The organism is Hydrogenophaga sp. PAMC20947 (assembly GCF_004795855.1).
GTDB lineage: Bacteria > Pseudomonadota > Gammaproteobacteria > Burkholderiales > Burkholderiaceae_C > Hydrogenophaga.
Map to the genome: position 1 here is coordinate 4,226,425 of NZ_CP039252.1, position 25,667 is coordinate 4,252,091.

A 25,667-nucleotide genomic window follows, 5' to 3' on the forward strand; every position below is an offset into this window, starting at 1 on the left:
CGCTATGCGGTACCTAAGTCCACAGGCGCCCTGCCAGAACTGACCACCGAAGTTCCTGTTGGCGGCCCTTGTTGCAGTGCGGGATTGCACCGCTCGACATTCATTGGCATAGTGGGGCCAAGTGTTCCCCGTGGCCGTCCGGAAGGCTCTCTTCCAGGCGGCTTGTGTCAACTTGGAGCAAATGGAGGCTCATCTATGAACCTGACTATCAGCGGTCACCACCTCGAGGTCACGCCCGCACTGCGCGGCTACGTCACAACCAAGCTGGAACGCATATCCCGACATTTCGACCAAGTCGTCGACGTCAAGGTGCTGCTGACAGTGGACAACCTCAAGGAAAAGGACTTGCGCCAAAAGGCCGAGTGCAATATCCACGTGAAAGGTAAGGATTTGTTCGCTGAATGCGCCCATGCCGACCTGTATGCAGCGGTCGACGAACTCGCCGATAAGCTGGATCGACAGGTTTTGCGCCACAAGGACAAAACCCGGGAGCACCACCACGAATCGGCCAAGCGCCTGATGTGAAGCCGTGTACGAGCCGTTCGCACCCGTGACCGGCTCATGCTGCACTGCAGCAGGCCGCTTGAATTGTCAAGCGGCTTTTTTGTGTCTAAAGTCTAGCCAAGCTGGCTCAAGTCGGCATAATTTGCGGTCCAAGAGGCCTACATGAACCGACTATCTGCCATATTGCCCTCTGCACAAGTGCTCGTCAGCGTCGACGCGACGAGTAAGAAGCGCGCTTTCGAAGAAGCAGGGCTGCTGTTTGAAACCTTGCACGGACTCAACCGTGCGCTTATCACGGACAGCCTGTTTGCCCGGGAACGACTGGGCTCGACGGGCCTGGGCCACGGCGTGGCCATCCCGCATGGCCGCATCAAAGGGCTCAAGCAGCCATTGGCCGCGGTGTTCCAGCTGGCCAACCCGATTGGCTTTGATGCGCCCGATGAGTTGCCCGTCCAGCTCATGATTTTCCTGCTGGTGCCCGAAGCGGCCACCCAGAAACATCTGGAAATCTTGTCCGAAATCGCCGAACTGCTGAGCGACAGTGGTTTGCGCGACCGCATGAAGGGGGCCGATGAGGCGGTTGCTTTGCACCAGCTCATCACCGGCTGGCAGTCTGCCCACGCGGCGGCCTGAAGCCGTTGTTTGCGCCCTGAATGGCCCATCGACCCGATGGTGCCCTTGTTCTGTGTATCCCACTGCGTGACCGGTCCTGTGGCCTGTTGCCTCACGGCCTGATGTCATGAAGCCCACCGTTGTCAGCGCGGACGTTCTGTTCGAAGACCACCGCGAATCCCTTAAATGGCAATGGGTGGCGGGGCTGGGGGCTTCCGAGCGGCGCTTTGACGAGGTCGCGATCCGCGAGGCCCGATCGGGTGCCGATCTCGTGGGCTACCTGAACTACATCCACCCCTATCGGGTGCAGGTTTGTGGCGAGCGTGAGGTTACCTACCTCACCAGCGCTGTGGAAGACGACAACCGCCGGCGGGTGTCGCGCATCGTGACGCTGGAGCCCCCCGTTCTGGTGGTGGCCGATGCTCAGACGGTGCCCGATGCCCTGATGGCGATGTGCGAGCGTGCCCAGATCCCGATGTTCGCGTCACCCGAGCCAGCGGCCTTCGTCATCGACGTGATGCGCGCCTACCTCTCGCGCCATTTTGCCGATCGCGCCTCCATGCACGGTGTCTTCATGGACATCCTGGGCATGGGCGTGCTGATCACCGGGGAATCCGGACTGGGCAAGAGCGAGCTGGGTCTGGAACTGATTTCCCGTGGTCATGGCCTGGTGGCTGACGACGCGGTGGACATTTACCGGATCAACCAGACCAGCATCGAGGGCCGCTGCCCGGAGCTGTTGCAAAACCTGCTGGAGGTGCGTGGCATCGGCCTGCTCGACATCAAGGCCATCTTTGGCGAAACGGCCGTGCGCCGCAAGATGCGGGTCAACCTGATCGTGCACCTGGTGCGCAAGGAAACGCTGGAGCGCGATTACGACCGCATGCCCCACGAGCCCTTGTTCCAGGATGTGCTTGGCGTGCCGGTGCGCAAGGCCGTGATTCAGGTGGTGGCGGGGCGGAACATCGCCGTGCTGGTGGAGGCGGCTGTGCGCAACACCATTCTCCAGCTGCGTGGCATCGATACCTACCAGGAATTTGTAGCCCGCCACAGGGCTGCCATGAGCCGCGGGGACTGACCCGCCCCTGCGATTCGATCGGCTGGCCGCCGCCAGCCGCTGAGCCGATCAGCCCCTGGATGCCGGGGCGGTTTTGTGGGGGCAGTCTTTCTTGGAGCAGTTGGCGTACAGCGACAAGGCGTGTTCCTGCAAGACAAAACCCCGGCTCTGAGCGACCATTTGTTGCCGCTTCTCGATCTCCGGGTCAAAAAATTCTTCGACGCGGCCACAGTCCAGGCAGACCAGGTGGTCGTGGTGCTGACCCTCATCGAGTTCGAAGACGGCCTTGCCCGATTCAAAGTTGCTGCGGCTCAGCAAGCCCGCTTGCTCAAATTGCATCAAAACCCGGTACACCGTGGCCAGACCGATGTCGGATTCCTCGCCGAGCAAGACGCGGTAAACGTCTTCAGCGGTCATGTGACGCTGCTTGGCGTTCTGGAACACTTCCAGAATCTTCAGCCGCGGCAGCGTGGCTTTGAGTCCGGTGCTTTTCAGTTCGTCGATGTTGGTCATGGGCATGGCTGCGAGGGGTGGTTCAAGGGGGCGCGGCGCAGGTGATCTGGGGCAGGCCTGTCCACGAGGTCCCGTGCGCCCGGGCGGAGGGCTGACAGGGTGTTCGAGTGCGGTGGTCCGCCAGGCAGGCCCGTCAGCCGTTCCGGTTTGGCATCGAATGCGCAACGCAGGCAGTTGAAATACCTTCCCCTAGCCCCGAGGCTACAATGAAGCGATCATATCCCCAGCGTCGGGCGGGTGCATTTACTCTCTGTGATTCCTCCCGTTCATGCACGCTTTTTATGGGTTGTTTTCATGCATCATTTGTTCCCCAGCCTGACCGGTTCGTCCGGCCGTCTTCGCCGGCTCGCCGGGGTTTTTCTCGGGGGGGCGGTCCTCGTTGCGCTAGGGGCCTGTTCCGGCTTTCGCGACAAGCTCCCCTCAGTGCCCAGCGTGGGCAGCTTCATCACACCCTACAAGATTGACATCGTCCAGGGCAACGTGGTGACGCGCGAGCAAGCACAGGCGTTGCGTCCGGGCATGACCCGTGCCCAGATTTCCGATCTGCTGGGGACGCCGTTGCTGACCAGCGTTTTTCATGGGAACCGCTGGGATTATGTGTTCAGCTTTCGCCGCCAAGGTGAGGCGCTTCAGCAGCGCAAGCTCACGGTGTTTTTCAAGGACGAAGTGCTGGATCGTTTCGACGCCGATGAATTGCCCAGTGAAACCGAGTTTGTGGCCTCGTTGGACCAGCGCAAGAAGCCAGGCAAGCCGCCCGTGCTCACGGCGACCGAAGAGCAGCTGAAGGCCTTTGACGCCCAGAACGCTACCCCGCAGAGCGGGGCCCCTGCGCCGTCTGCTTCTCCCGCGACCAGTTATCCCCCCCTGGAGACGCCCGGAGCCACGAAATGAGCGCAAGCGTTCAAGAACGCCCGCACCGCGTGTGTGTGGCCGGCGCCAGCGGGCGCATGGGACACATGCTGATTGATGCCCTGCGTGCCAGCGACGACTGTGTGCTCGCCGGCGCCCTCGACATCGAAACCAGCCCGGCCATCGGGCAGGATGCCGGTGCCTATGCGGGCAGCGCTGCGGGGGTGGCCATCACATCGGACGTCGCCGGCGGCCTGGCCCACGCGCGGTGTCTGATCGACTTCACCCGCCCTGAGGGCACGATGGCCCATCTGCACGCCTGCGTGGCCCAGGGTGTGAACCTCGTGATCGGCACCACGGGTTTCTCCGATGAGCAAAAGGCCGAGATCGCCCAAGCGGCCAAGCGCATTGCCATCGTGATGGCGCCCAACATGAGTGTGGGCGTGAATGTCACGCTCAAGCTGCTGGAGATGGCGGCCAAGGCAATGGCCACCGGCTACGACATCGAAATCATTGAAGCGCATCACCGCCACAAAGTCGACGCACCCAGCGGCACGGCGCTGAAGATGGGTGAAGTGATTGCAGATGCGCTGGGACGTGACCTCAAGACGTGCGGCGTGTTCTCTCGCGAAGGCGTCACGGGCGAGCGCGATCCGTCGTCCATTGGCTTTGCGACCATCCGGGGCGGCGATATCGTGGGCGATCACACGGTGCTGTTTGCCGGCATCGGTGAGCGCATTGAGATCTCTCACAAATCAAGCAGCCGTGCAACCTATGCCCAGGGCAGTTTGCGGGCGGTGCGATTCCTCAGCGGGAAATCCGCAGGCCTCTACGACATGTTCGACGTGCTCGGTTTGCGCTGAGCCGGCAACCCTTCCCTTTTTTGGAATCCAACATGGGTGTTGTGCAAACTGTGATGCAGGGCGATGCGGTCAGCCGCAGCGTGGCGTTGTTGCTGCTGGCCATGTCGGTGGCGAGCTGGGTCGTGATCTTGTGGAAGGGTTGGCTGCTGCGCCGCGCAGGGCGCGATTTGCAACGCGCGACCGTGGTGTTCTGGCAAGCGCCCGATCTGGCCGCTGCCGAGCAACAGGTCGCCCGGGTCGACGCGCGCCGCCTGCTGATACCTTTGCTGCAGGCAGCGAAAACGCTGGACTTGGCATCGCCCCAGTCGCTGGCTGCGGCCGGGGATCGTTCGCAGCAGTTGACACGGGTGTTGCGCGATGCCTTGCACGGGGTTCTCAACCGCCTTCAGTTTGGACAGGTCTTGCTGGCCACCGTGGGCTCCACAGCGCCGTTTGTGGGTTTGCTGGGCACGGTCTGGGGCATCTACAACGCCTTGACGGCGATCGGGCTGGAGGGCAAGTTTCAGATTGAACAAGTTTCTGGGCCGGTGGGCGAAGCGCTGGTCATGACCGCAGCCGGTCTGGCGGTGGCGATCCCGGCGGTGCTGGCCTACAACGTGCTGGGCCGTCTCGTGGTGCGGATCGAAGCCGACCTGGAAGGCTTTGCCCGGGATCTGCGCGAGTTGCTGGTGCACGAGGTGGTGGCGTGACCATGCGATTCGCCGCCGGGCCGCCCCAAGGCGAATCAACCCCCTCGGTGGTGGCGCGACCCGCGTCATCTGTGGAGCGTGGGGGCATGGCCATGCGATTCGCCGCCGGGCCGCCCCAAGGCGAATCAACCCTCTCGGTGGTGGCGCGACCCGCGTCATCTGTGGAGCGTGGGGGCATGGCCATGCGATTCGCCGCCGGGCCGCCCCAAGGCGAATCAACCCCCTCGGTGGTGGCGCGACCCGCGTCATCTGTGGAGCGTGGGGGCATGGCCATGCGATTCGCCGCCGGGCCGCCCCAAGGCGAATCAACCCCCTCGGTGGTGGCGCGACCCGCGTCATCTGTGGAGCGTGGGGGCATGGCCATGCGATTCGCCGCCGGGCCGCCCCAAGGCGAATCAACCCTCTCGGTGGTGGCGCGACCCGCGTCATCTGTGGAGCGTGGGGGCATGGCCATGCGATTCGCCGCCGGGCCGCCCCAAGGCGAATCAACCCTCTCGGTGGTGGCGCGACCCGCGTCATCTGTGGAGCGTGGGGGCATGGCCATGCGATTCGCCGCCGGGCCGCCCCAAGGCAAATCATCCCTCTCGGTGGTGGCGCGACCCGCGTCATCTGTGGAGCGTGGGGGCATGGCCATGCGATTCGCCGCCGGGCCGCCCCAAGGCAAATCATCCCTCTCGGTGGTGGCGCGACCCGCGTCATCTGTGGAGCGTGGGGGCATGGCCATGCGATTCGCCGCCGGGCCGCCCCAAGGCGAATCAACCCCCTCGGGGGGCAGCGACCCGCGTCAGCGGTGGAGCGTGGGGGCATGAGTTTCGGTCGCCTGGAGAAACCAAGGGGCAATCAGCCCATGAGTGACATCAATGTCACGCCGCTGGTCGATGTCATGCTGGTGTTGCTGGTGATTTTCATCATCACCGCACCGCTGATGACCAGCCAGTTGGCGCTGGAGCTGCCGAAGTCGGCGGAGCCGGTGGCCGAAAAATCACAAGAACCCGAGGCATTTGTCTCGATCAATATTGATGCGCAGGGGCAGGTCTACTGGGATCAGGAACCGGTTGATGCAGCCGGATTGCGCGAGCGCCTGAAGCAGGTGGCTCTGAAAAATCCCGCCACTGAACTGCAATTGCGGGCCGACACCAACGTGCCCTATGGGCGGGTGGTGCAACTCATCGGCATGGCACAGGCGGTAGGCCTTTCTCGCATGGGCTTCGTTGCGGACCCGGTCACGGGCGACCCGCTGCCGGGTGAAACCCGCAAGCCCTAAAATTGGTGATGGTCGCCGCGCTGTTCCATGAGGACGGTTCGACGAGTTGACGGCCTGCCATCTGTTTCACTGTTGCCGGTTCCCCGGCCCCTGGTTTTTTTTCATGCAATCCACTTACGCCCACAAGGACATCGAGCGCGCCGCGCACGACCACTGGAACGCCACCGACGCCTACCGCGTGAGCGAAGACACGAGCAAGAAGAAGTTCTACGCTTGCTCCATGCTGCCGTATCCCAGTGGCAAGCTGCACATGGGCCATGTGCGCAACTACACCATCAACGACATGCTCACGCGCTACCTGCGCATGAACGGCCACAACGTGCTCATGCCGATGGGTTGGGATGCGTTTGGTCTGCCGGCGGAAAATGCGGCGCTGAAAAATGGCGTGCCGCCCGCGAAGTGGACGATGGAAAACATCGCGTACATGAAGAAGCAGATGCAGGCCATGGGCCTGGCCGTCGACTGGAGCCGCGAGGTCGCTACTTGCGATCCCAGCTACTACAAGTGGAACCAGTGGCTGTTCCTGAAGATGCTGGAGAAGGGCATCGCCTACCGCAAGACCCAGGTGGTCAACTGGGATCCGGTGGACCAGACTGTGCTGGCCAACGAGCAGGTGATCGATGGCAAAGGCTGGCGCACCGGCGCCACCGTTGAAAAACGCGAGATTCCGGGTTATTACCTCAACATCACCGCGTATGCCGAAGAGTTGCTGGAGCATGTGCAGCTCGGCAACCCCAAGGCCACGCTCAACGGCTGGCCCGACAAAGTGCGTCTGATGCAGGAGAACTGGATCGGCAAGAGCGAGGGTGTGCGTTTTGCGTTTCCGCACGAGATCAAGAGCGCTGCCGGTGGCCTGATTGGCGACGGCAAGATGTACGTGTTCACCACCCGTGCCGACACCATCATGGGTGTGACCTTTTGTGCAGTGGCCCCTGAGCACCCGCTGGCCCTTCACGCTGCGGCCACGAACCCGGCGCTGGCTTCGTTCATCGAAGCGTGCAAGGGCGGGGGCACCACCGAGGCCGAACTGGCCACGCAAGAAAAGAAGGGCATGCAGACCGGCCTGACCGTCACGCACCCGCTGACCGGCAATGCGGTGGACGTGTGGGTGGGCAACTACGTGCTCATGAGTTATGGCGACGGTGCCGTGATGGGTGTTCCGGCACACGACGAACGCGATTTTGCGTTCGCCCTCAAATACGACATCGCCATCCAGCAGGTGGTGGCAGCGGAAGGCGAGACCTTCAGCGACACGGTGTGGGCCGACTGGTTTGGCGACAAGCAGCGCGCCGTCTGCGTGAACTCGGGCGCACTGGACGGCTTGCCTATGAAGGCCGCCGTCGACAAGGTGGCCGAGTTGCTGGCCGCCAAAGAGCTGGGCGAGAAAAAAACCACCTTCCGCCTGCGCGACTGGGGTGTGAGCCGCCAGCGCTACTGGGGCACGCCCATCCCCATGATCCATTGCGACGAGCACGGCGCGGTCCCGGTTCCTGAAAAAGACCTGCCGGTGGTGCTGCCACTGGATTGCATTCCCGATGGCTCGGGCAATCCGCTGCACAAGCACGAAGGCTTTCACGCCGGCGTGGTCTGCCCCGTCTGCGGCAAGCCCGCGCGCCGCGAGACCGACACCATGGACACCTTCGTGGATTCGTCCTGGTACTTCATGCGCTACTGCGACCCCACCAACAGCGAGAAAATGGTGGCCGAAGGAGCTGACTACTGGATGCGCGATCAGACGGCGGCAGTCGGCGGCAGTGGCATGGATCAGTACATTGGCGGTATCGAGCACGCCATCCTGCACCTGCTGTACGCGCGCTTCTGGACCAAGGTCATGCGCGACCTGGGTCTGGTGAAGATCGATGAACCCTTTACCAAGTTGCTGACCCAGGGCATGGTGCTCAACCACATCTATTCGCGCCGCACCGAGAAGGGCGGCAAAGACTACTTCTGGCCGGCCGATGTGGAGCATGTGCTCGACGAGGGAGGCAAGGTGGTTGGTGCGAAACTGAACAAAACGGTGGAGTCGAGTGGCGTGAAGCTGCCGGCGGGCACCGCCATCGATTACGAGGGCGTGGGCACCATGTCCAAGTCCAAGAACAATGGTGTGGACCCGCAAGACCTGATCGAGCGCTACGGCGCCGACACCGCGCGCCTCTACACCATGTTCACCGCGCCACCCGAGGCCACGCTGGAGTGGAACGACGCCGCGGTGGAGGGCAGCTACCGATTCCTGCGCCGGGTCTGGGGCTTTGGCCTCAAGCTCTCGACCCAGACGGGTCTGGGAGCGGCCGCCGCGGCTGTGGGCAAACAGACGCTGTCCAAGGCAGCCAAGGCCTTGCGCCTGGAGATCCACACGGTGTTCAAGCAGGTGGACTACGACTACCAGCGCATGCAGTACAACACCGTGGTCTCGGGGGCGATGAAGATGCTCAACGCCCTGGACGACTTCAAGCCGGACGGCTCGGCGGGCGATACCGCGGTGCTGGCCGAAGGCTTTGGTATCTTGGTGCGCTGCATTTACCCGGCCACGCCCCACATTGCACACACGCTCTGGACCCAGCTGGGGTATGCCGGGGCTTTCGGCGAGTTGCTGGACGCGCCCTGGCCGCAAGCCGATGAGGCGGCTTTGCAGCGCGACGAAATTGAACTGATGTTGCAGATCAATGGCAAGCTGCGGGGCAGCGTGACCGTGGCGGCCGGGGCTGACAAAGCCACCATCGAGGCCGCGGCACTCGCCAGCGAAGCCTTCCTCAAGCAAGCCGACGGTGCCGCCCCCAAGAAGGTCATCGTCGTTCCCGGCCGTCTGGTCAACGTGGTGGTATAAAACCTGAGCCATGAACGCACAAATCCACACCCTTCCATCCCAACCGTCTGTGTCCGTTTCCAATGCTCCGTCTGTAGACGGTGGCCGGCGGTCGACCCTGCTCCGCATCGCCGGCGCTGGGGCGCTGGCGGCGTCCGCGCTGGCATTGGGGGGCTGTGGTTTTGCGCTGCGCCAGACCCCCACGTTCGGTTTTGATACCTTGTACGTGACCAACAGTCTGGAAAGCCCTGTGTCGAAGGCGTTGCAACGCGAGTTGGCCTCTGCAGGGATTCAGGTGATAACGGGCGCTCCCACCGGGCCGAAGGCTCGCACCGTGGTGCTGGGGGTGATGGCGGATCAGCGCGAGCGCACCGTGGTGGGCCAAACCACCAGTGGGCAAGTGCGTGAGCTGGAGTTGCGTTACCGTTTTCGCTTCAACCTCTCGACCCCGACGGGCAAGCGCCTGATCGCAAACCAGGAAATGCTGCTGCAGCGCGACATCAGTTTCAGCGAGACCGATGTGTATGCCAAGGCGGCCGAAGAACAGCTGATGTACACCGACATGCAAAGCGACATGGTCCAGCAGGTCATGCGCCGCCTGGCAGCCGTCAAGTCACTCTGAAGCGCGAAGCGGTATGCAGATTGCGGCGCCGCAGCTCTCTGCGCAATTGCAGCGTGGCCTGAGAAGCCTCTACACCTTGTACGGTGACGAGCCGCTGCTGATTCAGGAGGCGACCGACGCGATCCGCCTCTGCGCACGGGATCAGGGCTACACCGAGCGAACCGTGCACACCGTTGCCGGGGCCCACTTTGACTGGAGCGAGGTGCTGGCCAGTGGTGGTTCGCTGAGTCTGTTCGCCGATAAACAGATCGTCGAAGTCCGTATTCCGTCGGGGAAACCCGGCAAGGATGGATCACAGGTTTTGCAGCATTTGGCGACCCAGGCCCAGGACAATGACAGTCTGCTGACCTTGGTGGTTTTGCCTCGCCTGGACGGGCCGACGCTCAAGGGTGCCTGGTTTGGCGCACTCGATAGCTACGGTGTGACGGTCAAAGTGGATCCGGTGGAGCGCCAGGCTTTGCCGCAGTGGATTGCTCAGCGCCTGCAACTGCAGGGCCAGCGAGTCGCCACGGGCGAAGTCGGGCAACGCACCTTGCAGTTTTTTGCCGACCGGGTCGAAGGCAATCTGCTCGCCGCGCACCAGGAGATTCAAAAACTGGGTTTGCTGTACCCCGCCGGTGAACTGGGTTTCGAGCAGGTGGAAAACGCGGTGCTCAATGTGGCGCGCTACACGCCGTTCAAACTGGCTGAGGCGGTATTGGGCGGACAGGTGCTGCGGGTGCAGCGCATGCTGGATGGCCTGCAGGCGGTGGGCGAGGCTGCGGTGCTGGTGCACTGGGCGCTTTCCGAGGATATCCGCACCTTGCACCGGGTTCGCCTGGCCATGGACGCGGGTCGCCCCCTGCCGATGGCGCTGCGTGAAAACCGCGTTTGGGGCCTGAAAGAAAAGCTCATGGAGCGGGTTTTACCCCTGCTCAACGCCGCCACACTGGGCAAATGGCTGGCCGACGCTCACACCGTGGACGGCATTGTCAAAGGGCTCAAGGCCCCGGGCTGGCCGGGGGATCCCTGGAGCGCTTTGCAGCAAATGGCCATGCGCGTGGCCCAGGGTTGCCACGCACGTTGACGTGCGGGCCCATGGCGGTGGTGGCGTTCAGCCGAATGAAGGCAGTTCGGGCTTGGCCACAGGCTTGCCCGCGGCCACCCAGGCATCGTAGCCGCCGGCAATTGAAGTCACGTTCAGGTAGCCCATGTCTTTCATGGCTGCGGCCGCCAAGGCCGCGCGGCCGCTGGTCTTGCAATACACAACGGCCTTGATGTCACGCGAGGTCAGGGCCGGAGTGCCGCTGAGCTTGAATTCCAGCATGCCCCGTGAGGCGTGGATGGCTCCCGGCAGGTGCCCGGCCGCAAATTCGCTCTCTTCGCGCACATCGATCAGGACATCGGCCTGGCGGATGGCCGCTTCGGCTTCGGTCAAAGGCACTTCGGTGACGCGTGCTTTGGCGGCGGCCACGAGGTCCAGGGCATTTTTCATGGGAATCTCTTTCTAAAACAGGGTTGGTGGACGGTGTGGGGTTCCATGATCCTCACTCGAGCTCGAGCTCGAGTTCGAGCTCGAGATAGGTCCTGCTGGCATTGCCCGGGTGCAGCTCGGCTGCATTGAGCAGGTGCATGTAAGGAGCCGCATCGAATGACTGAATGGCGGCGCTGAGCCCGGCCATGTCGTTCGCAGCGCGCTTCATGTGCGCACGCAGGGCACGCAGGTAGTTGCCTGTGTCAGCCCGGGCCCGAGCGAGGTCGCTCACCTGGCCGTGACCCGGCACGATGGCTTCTGGCTGAAGCGATTCCACCAAGGCAAAGCTCTCAACCCAATGGCGCGTGTTGCTGAAGGGGAAAATGCCGAGCATGCGATCCACGTAGACCACGTCGCCGCTGAAGAGCAGTTTCTGGGCGGGCAACCACACCATGCTGTCACCGGGTGTGTGGCCGCCGCCGCGGTGTTTGATCTCGACCCGGACACCGCCGAGCTGCAACACCTCATCCGGGCCCTCCAGAAACCGGGTGGGCAGGGTGGGGCTTGTGCCGGCCAGCTGTTCTTTCAGGATGGGTTTCAGCGATGCGAGCTGGCCAGCACCGCGGGCGAGCATGCCGGGCCTCGCCGCGGCATGGGCCAGCACCTGTGCACCTTGCTGAATGAAATAACCGTTGCCCAGCCACCGGTGGTCTTGTCCTCCGGTGTTGATGACCCACTTGATCGGCTGCTGGGTGACCCGTTGCACGGCCTGGTGGATCTGCTGCGCTCCCTGGTAGCTGGCGCCGCTGTCGATCAGGAGTGCACCCTCGGGCGTCACGACCAGACCGATGTTCGCGTTCAGGCCTTCGTTGGCGTGGGTGCGGGGGCCGGTTTCCCCAATGAAGGCATACACCCCCGGGGCCACGGGTTCAAAGTGGATGTCCGCTGCCAGGGCCTGCGAGCTGAAGCACGCGGCGGACAGCCATCCAAGGGTCATCAGCCAAAAACGGACCATGGTGGGCAAGTGTCAATCGGGTTGGCGTTTTTCCGGGCTGCGCCCGTTCATGGGCACACGCCGGACAACACAGGTTACTGTACACCCCGCAGTATGCAACGGGCAAACCAGCGGTCAAACGGCCCAAGCTTGCCCGGGAGTGAGAAAATCAGACGCATGAACGCCAGCAACACCACCGAACTCATGAACACCCTGGGGGCTCAGGCCAAACAGGCCTCTGCCCAGATGGCCAAGGCCAGCGCGGCCGTCAAACAGCACGCTCTGCGGTCCCTGGCCGCGCTTTTGCGCGCCAACGTGGACGAATTGCAGGTTGAGAACGCCAAGGATCTTGAGCGCGCTCGGTCTGCAGGCCTGGCCGAGCCGATGGTGGACCGCCTCAAGCTGACGCCCCAGGTGCTGGAAACCTGTGCGCAAGGTTGTGAGCAGCTGGCCGCGATGACCGACATCATCGGCGAAGTCACCGGGATGCGCCAGATGCCCAGCGGCATCCGGGTGGGGCAGATGCGGGTGCCGATCGGCGTGTTTGGCATGATTTACGAGAGCCGGCCCAATGTGACGATCGAGGCCGCATCTTTGTCTATCAAAAGCGGCAACGCGGCGATTCTGCGTGGCGGCTCGGAGGCCATCGATTCCAACCGTGCCTTGGCCAACCTGGTGCAACAGGCGCTGACCGGTGCGGGTTTGCCGGCCGATGCCGTGCAACTCGTGCCCACCACCGACCGTGCGGCGGTGGGCCAGCTGATCACCATGGCGCAGTATGTGGATTTGATCATCCCGCGGGGCGGCAAGGGTTTGATCGAGCGCATCAGCGCTGAGGCCAAAGTGCCGGTGATCAAACACCTGGACGGCAATTGCCACACCTATGTGGACGACCCCTGTGATATCGCCATGGCGGTCAAGGTGGCCGACAACGCCAAAACCCACAAATACAGCCCTTGCAACGCGACCGAGAGTTTGATGGTTGCGCGCGGTGTTGCCGCTGCGTTTTTGCCCCAGATTGGGGCGGTCTATGCAGGCAAGGGTGTGGAAATGCGTTGCTGCCCCACATCAAAGGCCATCCTGGCAGGGACCACGGGAGCGATCCTGAGAGACGCGACCGAGGCGGACTGGAGCGAAGAGTACTTGTCTGCGGTGATCAGCATCAAGGTGGTTGAAGGGCTCGATGAGGCCATTGCACACATCAACCGCTACAGCAGCCACCACACCGATGCCATCCTCACCCGCGACCACATGCATGCCCAGCGATTTTTGCGAGAAGTTGACTCTGCCAGCGTGATGGTGAATGCGAGCACCCGCTTCGCTGACGGATTCGAGTACGGGCTGGGGGCTGAAATTGGCATTTCGACGGACAAATTTCACGCCCGGGGCCCCGTGGGGGTGGAAGGACTGACCTCGCTGAAGTACGTTGTGCTGGGTGAGGGTGAAATCAGAGGGTGATAGCGCTTGCAAGTGGCGGGTCAAACCCCATATCCTTCTTTCATCAGCCGATTTCCAACAATTCAACTTTCCGCCCTAACGCAACGCCTGAGCGCCCAGGTCAGCGTGGGTCCGGCTCTGCCGGCCCGCAGCTGGCGCCCCCCAGTGGGGGGTGACACCGCAGGCGGCGCAGGGGGCGTTCAAATATGGTCCCGCACCTCGTCACAGCCCTGACCGGCCCCATCAACGAACTGGAACAGCGCATCCTGGAGTCCACGCCCGTGATCGAGCGCTGGTTCCGGCTGGAGTGGATGGAGCACACGCCTCCGTTCTATTCTTCAGTGGATGTGCGCAATGCGGGTTTCAAGCTCGCGCCAGTGGACACCAACCTCTTTCCCGGGGGCTGGAACCACCTGACGCCCGAGATGATGCCGCTGGCCGTGCAGGCGGCGATGGCGGCAATCGAGAAAATTTGCCCTGAGGCCAAAAACCTCTTGCTGATTCCCGAGAACACCACAGACTCTTTTTACCTGAGCAACCTGCTGCAGTTGCAGCGGATTTTTTACCAGGCGGGGCTCAACGTGCGCCTGGGCTCGCTCTCCAAAGACATCACAACCAGCACCACGATCGATTTGCCCGGCGGCGAGTCAATCACGCTGGAGCCGCTGGTCCGCACGCAGCGCCGATTGGGTCTGAAGCACTTTGACCCCTGCACGATCCTGCTCAACAACGACCTGAGCGTGGGCGTGCCGGGCATGCTGGAAGACCTGCACGAGCAGTACCTGTTGCCGCCCTTGCACGCCGGCTGGGCAACCCGCCGCAAGAGCAACCATTTCAAGGCCTATGAAGAGGTGTCAAAGCGGTTTGGCAAGCTGCTGGGCATGGACCACTGGTTGATCAATCCCTTGTTCAACCAGTGTGGCGAGGTCGATTTCGCCAAGGCGGGGGGGCTGGAGTGCCTGCGCAGCAATACCGATGCGCTGCTGGGCAAGATCCGGCGCAAGTACAAGGAGTACGGCATCGGCGAAAAGCCCTTTGTTGTGATCAAGGCCGACAACGGCACCCAGGGCATGGGCATCATGACGGTGCGCGATGTCAAGGATCTGGACGCGCTCACGCCGCTGGCACTCGAACGCATGGCCACGGTGCAGGCTGGCCAGGCGGTCAGCGAGGTCATCATCCAGGAAGGCGTGCTGACCAATGAGCGCATCAACCGTGCGGTGGCCGAACCCGTGGTCTACATGATGGACCGCTACGTGGTGGGGGGCTTTTACCGGGTGCATGCCGATCGCGGCGTGGATGAAAACCTCAATGCGCCTGGCTCCAGCTTTGTCCCGCTGGCGTTTGAGCAAAGCGCGCAGCAGCCCCAGCCTGGCATGAAGCCAGGTGCCAGTGTGCCCAACCGGTTCTACATGTACGGCGTGATCGGGCGCCTGGCCATGCTGGCAGCGAGTTACGAGCTGGAAGCCACCGACCCGGACGCCGAACAATACGACTGAATTTCCCACCCCCGTGACGACCCGATGATCGGATCGTCACCCCCTCAAGGGGGCGATGCTGGCCGACCAGCAAAGCCGGATCGACGGCATCCTGGGTGAAGGCGCTTTGCACCGAACGGGTTGTCGATCCAGGTCACCGTGACACCGGCTTTGCCGGGCCCCTTGCATCGTCCCCTGGGGGTTGACGGCGCAGCCGGCGCGGGGGGAACGTCGAGTCCAGCGCAACAGACGCCAAAAAGAGCGCAGAATCGGCCTCCTTGGAACTTTTGAATCCCACGCCGCCAGGTGTGGGTGTGTTTGTGTCGGCCTCCTCTTCAAAAAGCTCGCTCACCGCCCTCACATTGGGTGCGATCGGTGTGGTCTACGGCGATATCGGCACCAGCGTGCTGTACGCCATCAAAGAAATATTCGGATCGGGCCATGTTCCGTTCACCCACGCCAACGTCTATGGCGTGCTGTCCATCGTTTTCTGGACCCTCACGGTCATCGTCTCGTTGAAATACGTGGTGCTGGTGCTGCGGGCAGACAATGCGGGCGAAGGGGGGTTGATCGCCATGCTGGCGCTGGCATCCCAGGCGGTGAAACACAAACCCGAGCTGCGGCGTGTCTTGCTGGTGATTGGCATTTTTGGTACCTCGCTCTTTTACGGTGACGGGGTGATCACGCCCGCTATCTCCGTGCTCTCTGCCGTTGAGGGGCTGGAGGTGATCTCACCGGGCTTGCACCGGTTTGTGGTCCCAATCACGCTGATGGTGTTGTTCGCCCTGTTTGTGGTTCAGAAGCGGGGCACCAGCGGCATTGGGAAGTTTTTCGGCCCCATCACCCTGGTCTGGTTTGTCTCCATCGCTGCGTTGGGGGTCTCGCACATCGTGAACCACCCGGAAATTCTGGGTGCTCTGAGCCCCCATCACGCTCTGCGATTCATGTGGGAGCAACCGGGCACCACCTTCATCATCCTGGGGGCTGTGGTGCTGTGTGTCACCGGCGGCGAAGCCCTGTACGCCGACTTGGGCCATTTCGGCAAGAAGCCCATCCGCCTGGCCTGGTTTTCCATTGTGATGCCTTGCCTGACGTTGAACTACTTTGGCCAGGGTGCCTTGTTGCTCGCCGACCCGGCGGCCGTCAAAAACCCGTTTTTCAACATGGCACCAGACTGGGCCCTGGTGCCGCTGGTGGGTCTGGCGACCATGGCCACGGTGATCGCGTCGCAAGCGCTGATCACGGGAGCCTTCAGCGTTACCAAGCAGGCGATGCAACTGGGCTACCTGCCCCGTCTGCAGGTGCGCCACACCAGCGTGCGGGACACCGGGCAGATCTACTTGCCGTTGGTGAACTGGGGCCTGTTTGTGGCCATCGTGTTTGCGGTGGTGATGTTCAAATCGTCGACCAACCTCGCTGCGGCCTACGGGATTGCCGTCACCCTGGACATGCTGATCACCACGGTGCTGACCTTCTTTGTCTTGCGCTACGGCTGGAAGTACCCGCTGTGGTTGTGCATTGCCTCCACCAGCGTGTTCTTCGTGGTGGACCTGGCCTTCTTCAGCTCCAACCTGCTCAAGCTGTTTGCCGGTGGCTGGTTTCCTTTGATGATTGGTGGCGTGGTGTTCACGCTGATGATGACCTGGAAGCAGGGGCGACGGATCCTGTCGCGCAAACAGCAGGCCGATGCCATCGATCTGTCCAGCTTTCTGGAGGCCGTTTTTACAGCGCCTCCGTTGCGTGTGGACGGAACGGCGGTCTTCCTGACCGCTGAGACCGGTACCGTGCCCAACGCCTTGCTCCACAACCTCAAACACAACAAGGTGCTGCACGAGCAGAACCTGTTTGTCACCGTGCGCAACCACGAGGTGCCCTGGATCGGTCTGGACAAGCGGGTGGCCGTGGAGTCGCTGGGCCGGGGCTGCTGGGAAGTGGTGATCCATTACGGCTTCAAGAACGATCCCGATGTGCCCAAGGCCTTGAGCACGATGCGGGGCCGGGGCTGTGACGTGGAGCCCATGCGGACCAGCTATTTCCTGTCGCGCGATGTGGTCGTGCCCCGGATCGGCAGCGGCATGGCGCCCTGGCGCGAGAAACTGTTTGCCCAGATGCACCACAACGCGGGGGCCGCGGCCGAGTTTCTCAATTTGCCGAGCAATTCGGTGATCGAGCTCGGTTCGAAAATCGAGATATAGAGAGGGGTCCGCTCCCTGCGCCGCGCCCTTCGGCGCTTCAACCCCCCACTGGGGGGCGATGCCTGTGGCCCGCCAAAGCCGGTTCCACTGCCTCCTGGGTTGAGGCACGCGCACCGGAAGGGTCAGTGAGGCGCCTGTGGTGCCGTTCCCCGGCACAATCGCCCAATGTCTTTCTTTCGTGATCTGGGTCTTTCCTCTGTCACGGCCGGCTTTTCCTCGGGAACTGGTGATGGCCATCGCCGACATCGCCTTGTTGGGTAGCATGGGCGGTGGCCTGCACACCGCGCTCAAGGATGACCGGCGCCGCGAAGCGGCGTTGTTCACATTTCTGGTCACACTCAGTGGTGTGAGCATTGCCGGCATTGGATCGGCCTTTTGGGACGTGGTGGCGGGCGCCATCGCGCTCTTTGTGCAACAGTACGGGCTCAAGACAACCCATTCCCTATGAACATTCTTATCGTTGCCGACCCCATTGAGTCCTTCAAAATTTACAAGGACACCACCTTTTCCATGATGCGGGAGCTGCAAAAGCGCGGTCACCGGGTGAGCAGCACCGAGCCGCGTTTCATGAGCTGGCGCAGCGGCCAGCCGGTCACGGCCCAGGTGCGCCATCTCCAGCTCACCGGCCATGCCGACGACTGGTACACCGTGCCCAGCGAAGCGCTGGAGCCGGTGCACAGCTTTGACGCGGTGCTGATGCGCAAAGATCCGCCGTTTGACAGCGAGTTTTTCTACGCCACCCATTTGCTGGAGCAGGCCGAGCGCGAAGGCGCTCGCGTGTTCAACAGCCCGCGTGCTTTGCGCGACCACCCCGAAAAGCTTTCCTTGATGGAGTTTGCGCGTTTTGCACCACCCACGGTGGTCACGCGCAATGCCAATGAGCTGCGGGCGTTTCACGCCGAACACCGCGACATCATCCTCAAGCCCCTCGACGGCATGGGCGGCACCGGCATCTTTCGGGTGGGTTCCGATGGCATGAACCTGGGCTCCATCGTGGAAACGCTCAACCAGGGCGGTGCCACCAGCGTCATGGCCCAGCGTTACCTGCCCGAGATCACCGAGGGCGACAAGCGGCTGCTCCTGATCGGCGGCAAGGTTGCGCCGTTTGTATTGGCACGCATCCCGCAGGGCAACGAGGTGCGCGGCAACCTGGCTGCAGGCGGCAAAGGCGTGGCGCAACCCCTGAGCGAGGAGAACCGTCTGGTGGCCGAGGCCATTGCGCCCACCCTGGCCGAAAGGGGGTTGCTGTTGGTTGGGCTGGACATGATTGGCAACCACGTCACTGAAATCAATGTGACCAGCCCCACCTGCTTCCAGGAAATTCACGATCAGACCGGCTTTGATGTAGCGGCCATGTATGTGGATGCGCTGGAAGCCGCACTGGCGGACAACGCGACATGACCGCACCTGCTGTTCCCGCACCGGCCCCTGACCCAAGGTCTGCACCCGCACCCGCACCCGCAACCGAGGCTGAAGCCGCATCGCCGGCCTCGTCGGTCGCGTCGGCTGCCCCAGCCGTACCCGGCCAGGCCCGCAACCCGCTGCACGGTGTGACCCTGGAAGCCATGGTCACGGCCTTGTCCGAGCACTATGGCTGGGCCGGGCTGGGGGAGCGCATCCCGGTGCGCTGTTTCAACGTGGATCCGAGTGTTTCGTCCAGCCTGCGCTTTTTGCGAAAGACGCCTTGGGCGCGCGACAAAGTGGAGGGGTTGTACCTCTACATGCTGCGAGATTTGAAGCGCTCCGGCGGCGCGCGCGGCGGCTGATTCGGGTTTTCGGGCTGCTACGGCCGCCTGAGATGTCGTTGATTCACCACGTCTCGCATGGGAACTGGCCTTTGTTTGCCCGGATTTGTCCATCAAAAGATTTGCTTTGGACAAGAGGCAGGGCAAGCACCGCTTGTGGTGAGGGCCAACCTCCACTACAAACACCGTTCAGGGAGGCCGTTCCCAGAACTGAAATGCCTCATGTCAGATCCCAAAGAATTCGCCGGTGCCGTTTATGCCAAAACGGTTGCGGGACAGCAGGAAATCCAGACCCGATCACTCGGCCTGGCGCCTTTGGTGCGTCGGTTGCTGGTGCTGGTGGACGGTAAGCGCAGCGCTGCGGATCTCGCGGTCTTTGTTCCGGCAGGACAAAGCGTGGAGCAGATGTTTGGCGAGTTGCTGGCCCAGGGCTGCGTTGAGCTGCGGGTGAAGCCACAGGCGACGGATGCTGGCACTGGCGTTGTGCCTGAGAGCTTGGCCCTTGACGATCCTGACACCGATCTCTTCCAGCCACCGGTGGACGCAGCGATCCCAGGCCTGCCCCCGGCGGCTGTGCGTTCGGCCAAAGAAAATGAGATGGCCCGCAACTTCATGATCAATTCGATCAATTCGATCATCGGCCAGAACATGCGGATTTCCTTGATCCACGACATCTTCCACGCCGAGACCACCGAGCAGTTGCGCGTGGTTTTTCACGCCTGGGAATACAGCATGTCCAACAATGGCATGGGCAACAAGCGATTGCCCGAACTGCGCGAAAAACTGTTCAAGGTGTTGTGATTCGCGGGGACCGATGACCCGCCACCGCGCCGCTTCGGCCAGGCCGAAAAACGGGTCGGTTCAGTGGACCGAGGATTTGGAAAAGAGGTTGAGCACCACGACGCCTGCCACGATCAACCCCATGCCCAGCATGCCGGGCAGATCGATGCGCTGGCCATGCACTACCCACGCCACCAGGGTGATGAGCACAATGCCCAGACCTGCCCAGATGGCGTAGGCCACCCCCACCGGAATGGCCTTGAGCACGCTGGATAGCAAGTAGAAGGCCACAGCGTAGCCCACGACGACGACCAGGGACTGGAGCGGTCGCGTGAAGCTCTCGCTGGCTTTGAGCGCGCTGGTGGCGATCACTTCTGCCGCGATGGCCAGGGTGAGGGCGATCCAGGGATTCATGGGGTTCAGAGTTTCTCGGTTTCACCGGCTTTGGGCTGCCACTTCATCAGGCGCTTTTCAAGCGTGCCGACGAGGCCATCGAGCACCAGGGCAAAGACGGTAAGCACCACAATGCCAGCCATGACGGTGTTGATGTCAAAGCTGCCTTCCGCCTGCAAGATCAGGTAGCCCACACCCTGGCTGGAACCCAGGTACTCGCCCACCACAGCACCGACAAAAGCCAGGCCCACCGAGGTGTGCAGTGAACTGAACACCCAGCTCGTGGCGCTCGGCAGGTAGACGTGGCGCAAGAGCTGCTTCTGGCTGGCGCCCAGCATGCGCGCGTTGGCCAGCACCACCGGGCTCACTTCCTTGACGCCCTGGTACACGTTGAAAAACACGATAAAAAACACCAGGGTCACGCCGAGTGCAACTTTGGAGCCCATGCCCAGGCCAAACCACACCGCGAAGATGGGCGCCAGGATGATGCGGGGCATGGAGTTCATGGCCTTGATGTAGGGCTCCAGGATGGCCGATGCCATGGGGCTCAGCGCCAGCCAAAGCCCTGCGCCCAGGCCTGCGCCCGAGCCGATGGCGAAAGCCAGCAAGGTTTCGGTGAGGGTGATCAGCAGGTGGGGGTAGATGTCGGCATCGGTGACGAACCATGCCCAGATGCGCTGCGCCACCTGCACCGGCTCGCCAAAGAAGAACGCCGCCTGCCGGTCGTTGTCGAACATCATGGGCGGGATCAGGCCCGGCTTGGTCATCGCGTACCAGAAGCCGACCACCAGCAAAAGCAAGGCCAGTTGCCAGAGGCGCAGGGTGGCGGCGCGGGGTTTGATGAGGTTCCACATGGTGTTGATGGCGGCAGTGTTGGGGTGGTTGTGGAGGGGGCGCTGGAAGGGGCCTGCGGTGTCAGGCCGCTTTTTGCAGTTGCTGCTGGTAGCCCTTGAGGACTTCGTCGCGCAGCACACTCCAGATCGCCTGGTGCAGCTCGATGAAGCGGGGCGTCATCTTGACCTCGGCCACGTCGCGTGGGCGCGGGATGTCGATGAGGAACTCGCCAATCGGTCGCGCTGCGGGGCCCGCGCTCAGGATCACCACCCGGTCGCTCATGGCGATGGCTTCGTCCAGGTCGTGGGTGATGAACAGGACCGCCTTTTTCTTTTCTGCCCAGAGCTGCAGCACCTCGTTCTCCATGAGCTGCCGGGTCTGGATATCGAGGGCCGAGAAAGGCTCGTCCATGAGGATGATGTCGGGGTCCATGACCAGCGTCTGGGCCAGGCTGGCCCGCTTGCGCATGCCGCCACTCATCTGGTGAGGGTAACGGTCGCCAAATCCGCCCAGTCCGACCCGGCGCAACCAGGATTCAGCCAGCTCCCTGGCCTCTCGGTCGGGCATGCCGCGGAATTGCAACCCTGCCATCACATTGTCCAACCCTGTGCGCCAAGGCATGAGGCTCTCGGACTGGAACATGTAGCCCGCCCGCGCATTGATGCCTTGCAGGGGTTTACCAAAAATGCGCACCGAGCCTTCGCTGGGCATGAGCAGGCCTGCCGCTACGTTGAGCAACGTGCTTTTGCCGCAACCCGTGGGTCCGACCACGCTCACGAATTCACCATTGCCAACGGTCAGGGATACGTTCTGCACGGCGGTGTAGCGTTGGCTGGGGGCGTCCTTGCTGATGAAGGTGCAAGCAACGTTGTCGAGTTCGATGGCAGCGGTCATAGGGGGTGAATAAATGGAACACAGTGCCGGGGGTTTGCAACACGAACGCTTCAGGCGCGCGCGTCTGAGGCCCAGAACACCGCGGAACTGGCTTTGCCAGGCCGCAGGTGTTGCCTCCTTGGGGGGGGTGACGCGCCGCAGGCGCGGCGCGAGGGGTTACTTGTATTTCAGGTTCGCCTTCTTGACGAAATCGTTGGTGTAGACCGCGCTGAGATCCAGCTTGGCCTGTCCGATCTTCTCGTCCACGCTGGTCAGCGCGCGCAAGGCGGTTTCGGCCCCTTTGGCCGGGAACATGCCGTCAGGGGACAGGGCTTTCTGGGCGGCCAGGAAGCCGTCGATGTAGATAGCCCGGTCGCCCAGAAGATAGCTCTCAGGCACCACTTTGATGATGTCACCGGCGCCGGCTCTGTGGATCCACTTGTTGGCGCGGACCATGGCGTTGGCCAGCGCTTGGGTGGCCCCCGGGTTTTTGTCGATGAACGATTGCGGCGCGTACAGGCAACCCGCGGGCATGGGACCGCCGAAGACCTGTTCGGCCTCGCTCAGGATGCGGGTGTCGGTCACGATTTTCAGATCGCCCGAGCGCTGGAGCAAGGTGATCACCGGGTCGAGATTGCTGATGGCATCGATCTGCCCTGAGCGCATGGCGGCCACGGCACCGTTGCTGGCCCCCACGCCGACAAAGCTCACGTCGGTGGGCTTGAGCCCGGCCTTGGCCAGCACAAAATTGGCCATCACGTTGGTGGAGCTGCCCGGGGCGGTGACACCAATTTTTTTGCCCTTGAGGTCGGCGATCGACTTGAAGTTGGGCATGGTCTTGGGGTTGATGCCCAGCACGATCTGCGGCGCAGCGCCTTGCAACACGAAGGCGCGCATGGGCTGGCCCTTGGACTGCATGTTGAGCGTGTGCTCGAACGCGCCCGACACCACATCGGCGCTGCCACCGACCACCGCCTGCAAGGCCTTGGATCCACCCGCGAAGTCGACGATGGTCACATCCAGACCTTCGTCAGTGAAGTAGCCCAGTTGTTCCGCCACCGTCAGAGGCAGGTAGTAGAAGAGGTTCTTGCCGCCCACGGCAATGGTGAGCTTGGGCTTGTCGACGGCCTGGGCCAGTGCGAAAGCAGGCAGGGTTGCCGCGGCCAGTCCGCCGGCAATGAGGTGTCGTCTTTGCATGTCAGTGTCTCCTGTTGTTGTGGCGAATGCGCGCTTGCGCGGCCGACCCTGCAACCCGTTGCCAGGCCGGAAAGTCATGTTATCAGCCTACTGACGGTTTGCGGCGCCGCACTGCGCGCGCGAGACGCTCAGGCGACGGGCAGTCCGTCGACAAAGACGATCAGTTGATTGGGTTCGAAGGCGGTCCATTGCTCGTTGGACGTGAGGGGCGTGGTGACGATGACGGCCGCTCGGTCCCCCGGCTGGTTCAGGTCTTCGAAATTGACCGTCCAGTCGCGGTCCATGAGCGTGGCCTGGGCAAAGGGGTGCTGGCGCACCAGGTAATGCAGCTTGGTGCTGCAGTGCGCCCACAGGGCGTCGCCGTTGGAGAGCAGGAAGTTGAAGGTGCCGTGGCTGCTGATCTGCGGGATGAGCTCACGCAGGGTGTGCGACATCTCTTCGATGCTGGGCAGGCTGGCGTGCGATTTCGCCAGCTCCTGCATCAGCCAGCAAAAAGCCTGCTCGCTGTCGGTGTTGCCCACGGGGTGAAAGTGGCTGTGCAGGTGGGGCGCGTAGTGGTGCAGATCGCCGTTGTGGGCAAAAACCCAGTGCCGCCCCCAGAGCTCACGCGTGAACGGGTGGGCATTTTGCAGGTTGACTTCGCCGTAGGTCGCCTTGCGCACGTGGGCGATGATGTTGCGGCTTTTGATGGGGTACTTCTGCAGAAAGTCCGCGATGGGCGAGGCGGCCGCGCTCAGGTGGTCCACAAACATCCGCATGCCCTTGCCTTCGAAAAAGGCAATGCCCCAGCCATCGGCGTGGTGGTCGGTTCCGCCGCCGCGCTGGCAAAAGCCGGTGAAGCTGAAGGACGCGTCTGTGGGCGTGGCGCAGTTGAGACCGAGGAGTTGGCACATGAGGCTATTTTGCCTCTTGCGCAACCGCTTTCGGGCGCAATTGCCAGGCTGCGAAGAGCGCCAGCACACAAACAGCCGCCAGCATCAGAAAAGTTTCGTTGAACGCGGCCAGCCGGGCAGGGTTGTCACTGGCGGTGTCCAAGCGAAAACCGTGGGTGGTCATGCGCCATTCGAGCACGATGCCACAAAGGCTCACGCCAGCCGCGCCGCCCAGCATGCGCAAGAAATTGATCACGCTCGCGCCTTGCGGAATGTGGGTGTGTCCTAGCCCGCGCATGGCGCCGATGTTGAGTGATGGCAGGATGAAGCCCAGGCCGATGCGCCCCAGGGTAGCCCAGATCACCAGCAGCGGGATGATGGCCCCCGGACGGCCCGGATCGATGGTAGCCATGAGCGCAAACGAGGCGGTCAGCAGCACCAAGCCAACGCTCACCAGCCTGTGCGTGGGTTGCCGGTCGGCCATGCGGCCCACGATCGCGATGGTCACCGCCAACACCAGTCCGGCCGGCAGCAGGATGCTGCCCACATAAGAAGGCGACAGGCCCAACCCCATTTGCATGTAGACCGGCAGCAGGTAGGTGGAGCCGAAGAGCGCGATGCCATAAATGAACGCCACGATGCTGCCCATGGCGAAACGCCGGTCGGCGAACAGCGACAGGTTCATCAACGGCGCCACGTTCAGGGTCGGCCGGCGGTTATGTGATTTCAGCATGCGCCGCTGCAGCAGCACAAAAGCGCCCACCGCCAGGGCCGCGCTGAGCAACAGCACGCTGGCGATCCCGGCGGGGTTGCTGTGCAGCTCCACCAGACCATTGAGCAGACACAGCGTGCCCACGGTGGCCAGCAGCAGGCCCGGCCAATCCAGCCCGGCACCTTGCGGGTTGGCCGCCGCGCCGCCCGGTGCGTTGGTGGGTACGTAGCGCCGAGCCAGCCAGAGCGAGGCCAGGCAGAAAGGCACCACCATGTAGAAGATGGAGCGCCAGCCCAGGCCGTCTACCAGCAGGCCGCCGATGCTGGGGCCGATGGCCGGAGCCAGCACCACGCCCATGCCGAAGATGCCGCTGGCTCGACCTTGTTCGTGGGGTTCGAAGGCCCGCAAGATGATGATGGCCGGGATGGGTTGCACCACACCAGCGGCCAGCCCTTCGGCCACGCGTGCGGCGAGTACCAGCGGGAAATGCTGGGCCAGGCCGCCAGCGATGCCCCCGGCGAGCAGCAGCCACATGCAGCCCGAGTAGGTGCGTCGGTAGCCATAGCGCGACAGCAGCCATGGGGTGGTCAGCATGGACACGGTCATGGCGGCCATGAAGCCGGAGGTCACCCACTGTGCCCGTTCTTGCCCCAGCACGAAGTAGCGGCTCATGTCCGGGATCGCCACGTTGATGATGGTGGACGACATGATGGACGCCATGGTGCCCACCATGACCGAGAGCAGCAGCAGCCACCGGTACCGATCGCCATAGCGTGCGCGCAGGGCGGCAATGGAGTGATCGGGGGTGGGGGTCTGCATGGGAAGGTTTGGGGGTAGAGCGCCATCATAGGGAGTCAACACAAACGGCGCTGGTGAGGGCCCAAAAAAACAGGCCCCGAAGGGCCTGTCGCAGAGAGAGCAGAAGGGT

At 62.8% G+C, this 25,667-nt stretch carries 26 protein-coding genes and 1 pseudogene; 18 read left to right on the forward strand and 9 right to left on the reverse strand.

Annotated elements, in window-relative coordinates; translation table 11 throughout:
• Positions 1–195 precede the first annotated feature (195 nt).
• From raiA to hprK, 3 genes are all read left to right on the forward strand, one after another.
• Positions 196–525 carry a ribosome-associated translation inhibitor RaiA gene (gene raiA, locus E5678_RS19280; RefSeq protein ID WP_136180031.1) on the forward strand — a complete coding sequence of 110 codons (330 nt, stop codon included), beginning with the start codon at positions 196–198 and terminating at the stop codon, positions 523–525.
• A gap of 141 nt (positions 526–666) precedes the next feature.
• Entirely contained in the window at positions 667–1,137 is a 471-nt protein-coding gene (locus E5678_RS19285) for a PTS sugar transporter subunit IIA (protein WP_136180032.1), read from the forward strand.
• Positions 1,138–1,243: 106 nt separating this feature from the next.
• Complete coding sequence (gene hprK / locus E5678_RS19290) at positions 1,244–2,194, forward strand: HPr(Ser) kinase/phosphatase (RefSeq protein WP_136180033.1); 951 nt, start codon at positions 1,244–1,246, stop codon at positions 2,192–2,194.
• A 48-nt stretch (positions 2,195–2,242) separates the two neighbouring features.
• On the opposite strand, the gene fur is transcribed toward hprK, so the two are convergent.
• Entirely contained in the window at positions 2,243–2,686 is a 444-nt protein-coding gene (fur, locus tag E5678_RS19295; RefSeq protein WP_136180879.1) for a ferric iron uptake transcriptional regulator, read from the reverse strand.
• A 294-nt stretch (positions 2,687–2,980) separates the two neighbouring features.
• Between fur and bamE the strand changes: the two genes are divergently transcribed.
• The 8 genes from bamE to holA all read left to right on the forward strand — a co-directional run bounded on the left by bamE (position 2,981) and on the right by holA (position 10,842).
• Entirely contained in the window at positions 2,981–3,577 is a 597-nt protein-coding gene (bamE, locus tag E5678_RS19300) for an outer membrane protein assembly factor BamE (RefSeq protein WP_136180034.1), read from the forward strand.
• The gene (gene dapB, locus E5678_RS19305; RefSeq protein ID WP_136180035.1) at positions 3,574–4,398 is read left to right on the forward strand and encodes a 4-hydroxy-tetrahydrodipicolinate reductase; all 825 of its coding nucleotides are present in this window, start codon (positions 3,574–3,576) and stop codon (positions 4,396–4,398) included. Before bamE ends, dapB begins: the two co-directional genes overlap by 4 nt.
• Positions 4,399–4,430: 32 nt before the next feature.
• Positions 4,431–5,087 (forward strand): MotA/TolQ/ExbB proton channel family protein, encoded by a 657-nt coding sequence (locus E5678_RS19310; protein WP_136180036.1) that lies wholly within the window; start codon positions 4,431–4,433, stop codon positions 5,085–5,087.
• Between the two features lie 2 nt (positions 5,088–5,089).
• On the forward strand, positions 5,090–5,896 hold the full coding sequence (locus tag E5678_RS19315) for a hypothetical protein (protein ID WP_136180037.1): 807 nt from the start codon (positions 5,090–5,092) through the stop codon (positions 5,894–5,896).
• Positions 5,893–6,351, forward strand: a complete 459-nt coding sequence (locus tag E5678_RS19320) for a biopolymer transporter ExbD (protein ID WP_136180038.1) — start codon at positions 5,893–5,895, stop codon at positions 6,349–6,351. Before E5678_RS19315 ends, E5678_RS19320 begins: the two co-directional genes overlap by 4 nt.
• Before the next feature lie 103 nt (positions 6,352–6,454).
• Positions 6,455–9,175: a leucine--tRNA ligase gene (gene leuS, locus E5678_RS19325; RefSeq protein ID WP_136180039.1), complete on the forward strand. Its 2,721-nt coding sequence runs from the start codon at positions 6,455–6,457 to the stop codon at positions 9,173–9,175.
• 10 nt (positions 9,176–9,185) lie between these two features.
• The gene (gene lptE, locus E5678_RS19330) at positions 9,186–9,776 is read left to right on the forward strand and encodes an LPS assembly lipoprotein LptE (protein WP_136180040.1); all 591 of its coding nucleotides are present in this window, start codon (positions 9,186–9,188) and stop codon (positions 9,774–9,776) included.
• 13 nt (positions 9,777–9,789) lie between these two features.
• Entirely contained in the window at positions 9,790–10,842 is a 1,053-nt protein-coding gene (gene holA, locus E5678_RS19335) for a DNA polymerase III subunit delta (RefSeq protein ID WP_136180041.1), read from the forward strand.
• A gap of 27 nt (positions 10,843–10,869) precedes the next feature.
• Here holA and E5678_RS19340 read toward each other — a convergent pair whose 3' ends face one another.
• Positions 10,870–11,250, reverse strand: coding sequence for a rhodanese-like domain-containing protein (locus E5678_RS19340; RefSeq protein WP_136180042.1), 381 nt, complete (start codon positions 11,248–11,250; stop codon positions 10,870–10,872).
• Between the two features lie 52 nt (positions 11,251–11,302).
• Entirely contained in the window at positions 11,303–12,244 is a 942-nt protein-coding gene (locus E5678_RS19345) for an MBL fold metallo-hydrolase (RefSeq protein ID WP_136180043.1), read from the reverse strand.
• Between the two features lie 156 nt (positions 12,245–12,400).
• On the opposite strand from E5678_RS19345, the gene E5678_RS19350 reads away from it, so the two are divergent.
• From E5678_RS19350 to E5678_RS19380, 7 genes and pseudogenes are all read left to right on the forward strand, one after another.
• Entirely contained in the window at positions 12,401–13,681 is a 1,281-nt protein-coding gene (locus E5678_RS19350; protein WP_136180044.1) for a glutamate-5-semialdehyde dehydrogenase, read from the forward strand.
• A 185-nt stretch (positions 13,682–13,866) separates the two neighbouring features.
• The gene (gene gshA, locus E5678_RS19355) at positions 13,867–15,159 is read left to right on the forward strand and encodes a glutamate--cysteine ligase (protein WP_136180045.1); all 1,293 of its coding nucleotides are present in this window, start codon (positions 13,867–13,869) and stop codon (positions 15,157–15,159) included.
• A gap of 299 nt (positions 15,160–15,458) precedes the next feature.
• The gene (locus E5678_RS19360) at positions 15,459–17,333 is read left to right on the forward strand and encodes a potassium transporter Kup (RefSeq protein WP_136180880.1); all 1,875 of its coding nucleotides are present in this window, start codon (positions 15,459–15,461) and stop codon (positions 17,331–17,333) included.
• Positions 17,334–17,541: 208 nt separating this feature from the next.
• A pseudogene (locus E5678_RS19365) lies at positions 17,542–17,781 on the forward strand (benzoate/H(+) symporter BenE family transporter); the annotation flags it as partial.
• Positions 17,778–18,734: a glutathione synthase gene (gene gshB / locus E5678_RS19370; RefSeq protein WP_136180046.1), complete on the forward strand. Its 957-nt coding sequence runs from the start codon at positions 17,778–17,780 to the stop codon at positions 18,732–18,734. The pseudogene E5678_RS19365 and the gene gshB, both read left to right, overlap by 4 nt.
• Positions 18,731–19,099 carry a VF530 family protein gene (locus E5678_RS19375; protein ID WP_136180047.1) on the forward strand — a complete coding sequence of 123 codons (369 nt, stop codon included), beginning with the start codon at positions 18,731–18,733 and terminating at the stop codon, positions 19,097–19,099. The genes gshB and E5678_RS19375 overlap by 4 nt, the downstream gene beginning before the upstream one ends.
• Positions 19,100–19,300: 201 nt before the next feature.
• A complete protein-coding gene (locus tag E5678_RS19380) occupies positions 19,301–19,879 on the forward strand; it encodes a hypothetical protein (RefSeq protein WP_136180048.1) in 579 nt (192 codons plus the stop codon).
• 60 nt (positions 19,880–19,939) lie between these two features.
• Here E5678_RS19380 and E5678_RS19385 read toward each other — a convergent pair whose 3' ends face one another.
• The 6 genes from E5678_RS19385 to E5678_RS19410 all read right to left on the reverse strand — a co-directional run bounded on the left by E5678_RS19385 (position 19,940) and on the right by E5678_RS19410 (position 25,558).
• Positions 19,940–20,272: an SMR family transporter gene (locus E5678_RS19385; RefSeq protein WP_136180049.1), complete on the reverse strand. Its 333-nt coding sequence runs from the start codon at positions 20,270–20,272 to the stop codon at positions 19,940–19,942.
• A gap of 5 nt (positions 20,273–20,277) precedes the next feature.
• Positions 20,278–21,105, reverse strand: a complete 828-nt coding sequence (locus E5678_RS19390) for an ABC transporter permease (protein ID WP_136180050.1) — start codon at positions 21,103–21,105, stop codon at positions 20,278–20,280.
• A gap of 61 nt (positions 21,106–21,166) precedes the next feature.
• On the reverse strand, positions 21,167–21,979 hold the full coding sequence (locus E5678_RS19395) for an ABC transporter ATP-binding protein (RefSeq protein WP_136180051.1): 813 nt from the start codon (positions 21,977–21,979) through the stop codon (positions 21,167–21,169).
• A gap of 156 nt (positions 21,980–22,135) precedes the next feature.
• Entirely contained in the window at positions 22,136–23,155 is a 1,020-nt protein-coding gene (locus E5678_RS19400) for an ABC transporter substrate-binding protein (protein WP_136180052.1), read from the reverse strand.
• 128 nt (positions 23,156–23,283) lie between these two features.
• Positions 23,284–24,048 (reverse strand): class II glutamine amidotransferase, encoded by a 765-nt coding sequence (locus E5678_RS19405; RefSeq protein WP_136180053.1) that lies wholly within the window; start codon positions 24,046–24,048, stop codon positions 23,284–23,286.
• Between the two features lie 4 nt (positions 24,049–24,052).
• A complete protein-coding gene (locus tag E5678_RS19410; protein WP_136180054.1) occupies positions 24,053–25,558 on the reverse strand; it encodes an MFS transporter in 1,506 nt (501 codons plus the stop codon).
• Between the last annotated feature and the right edge of the window lie 109 nt (positions 25,559–25,667).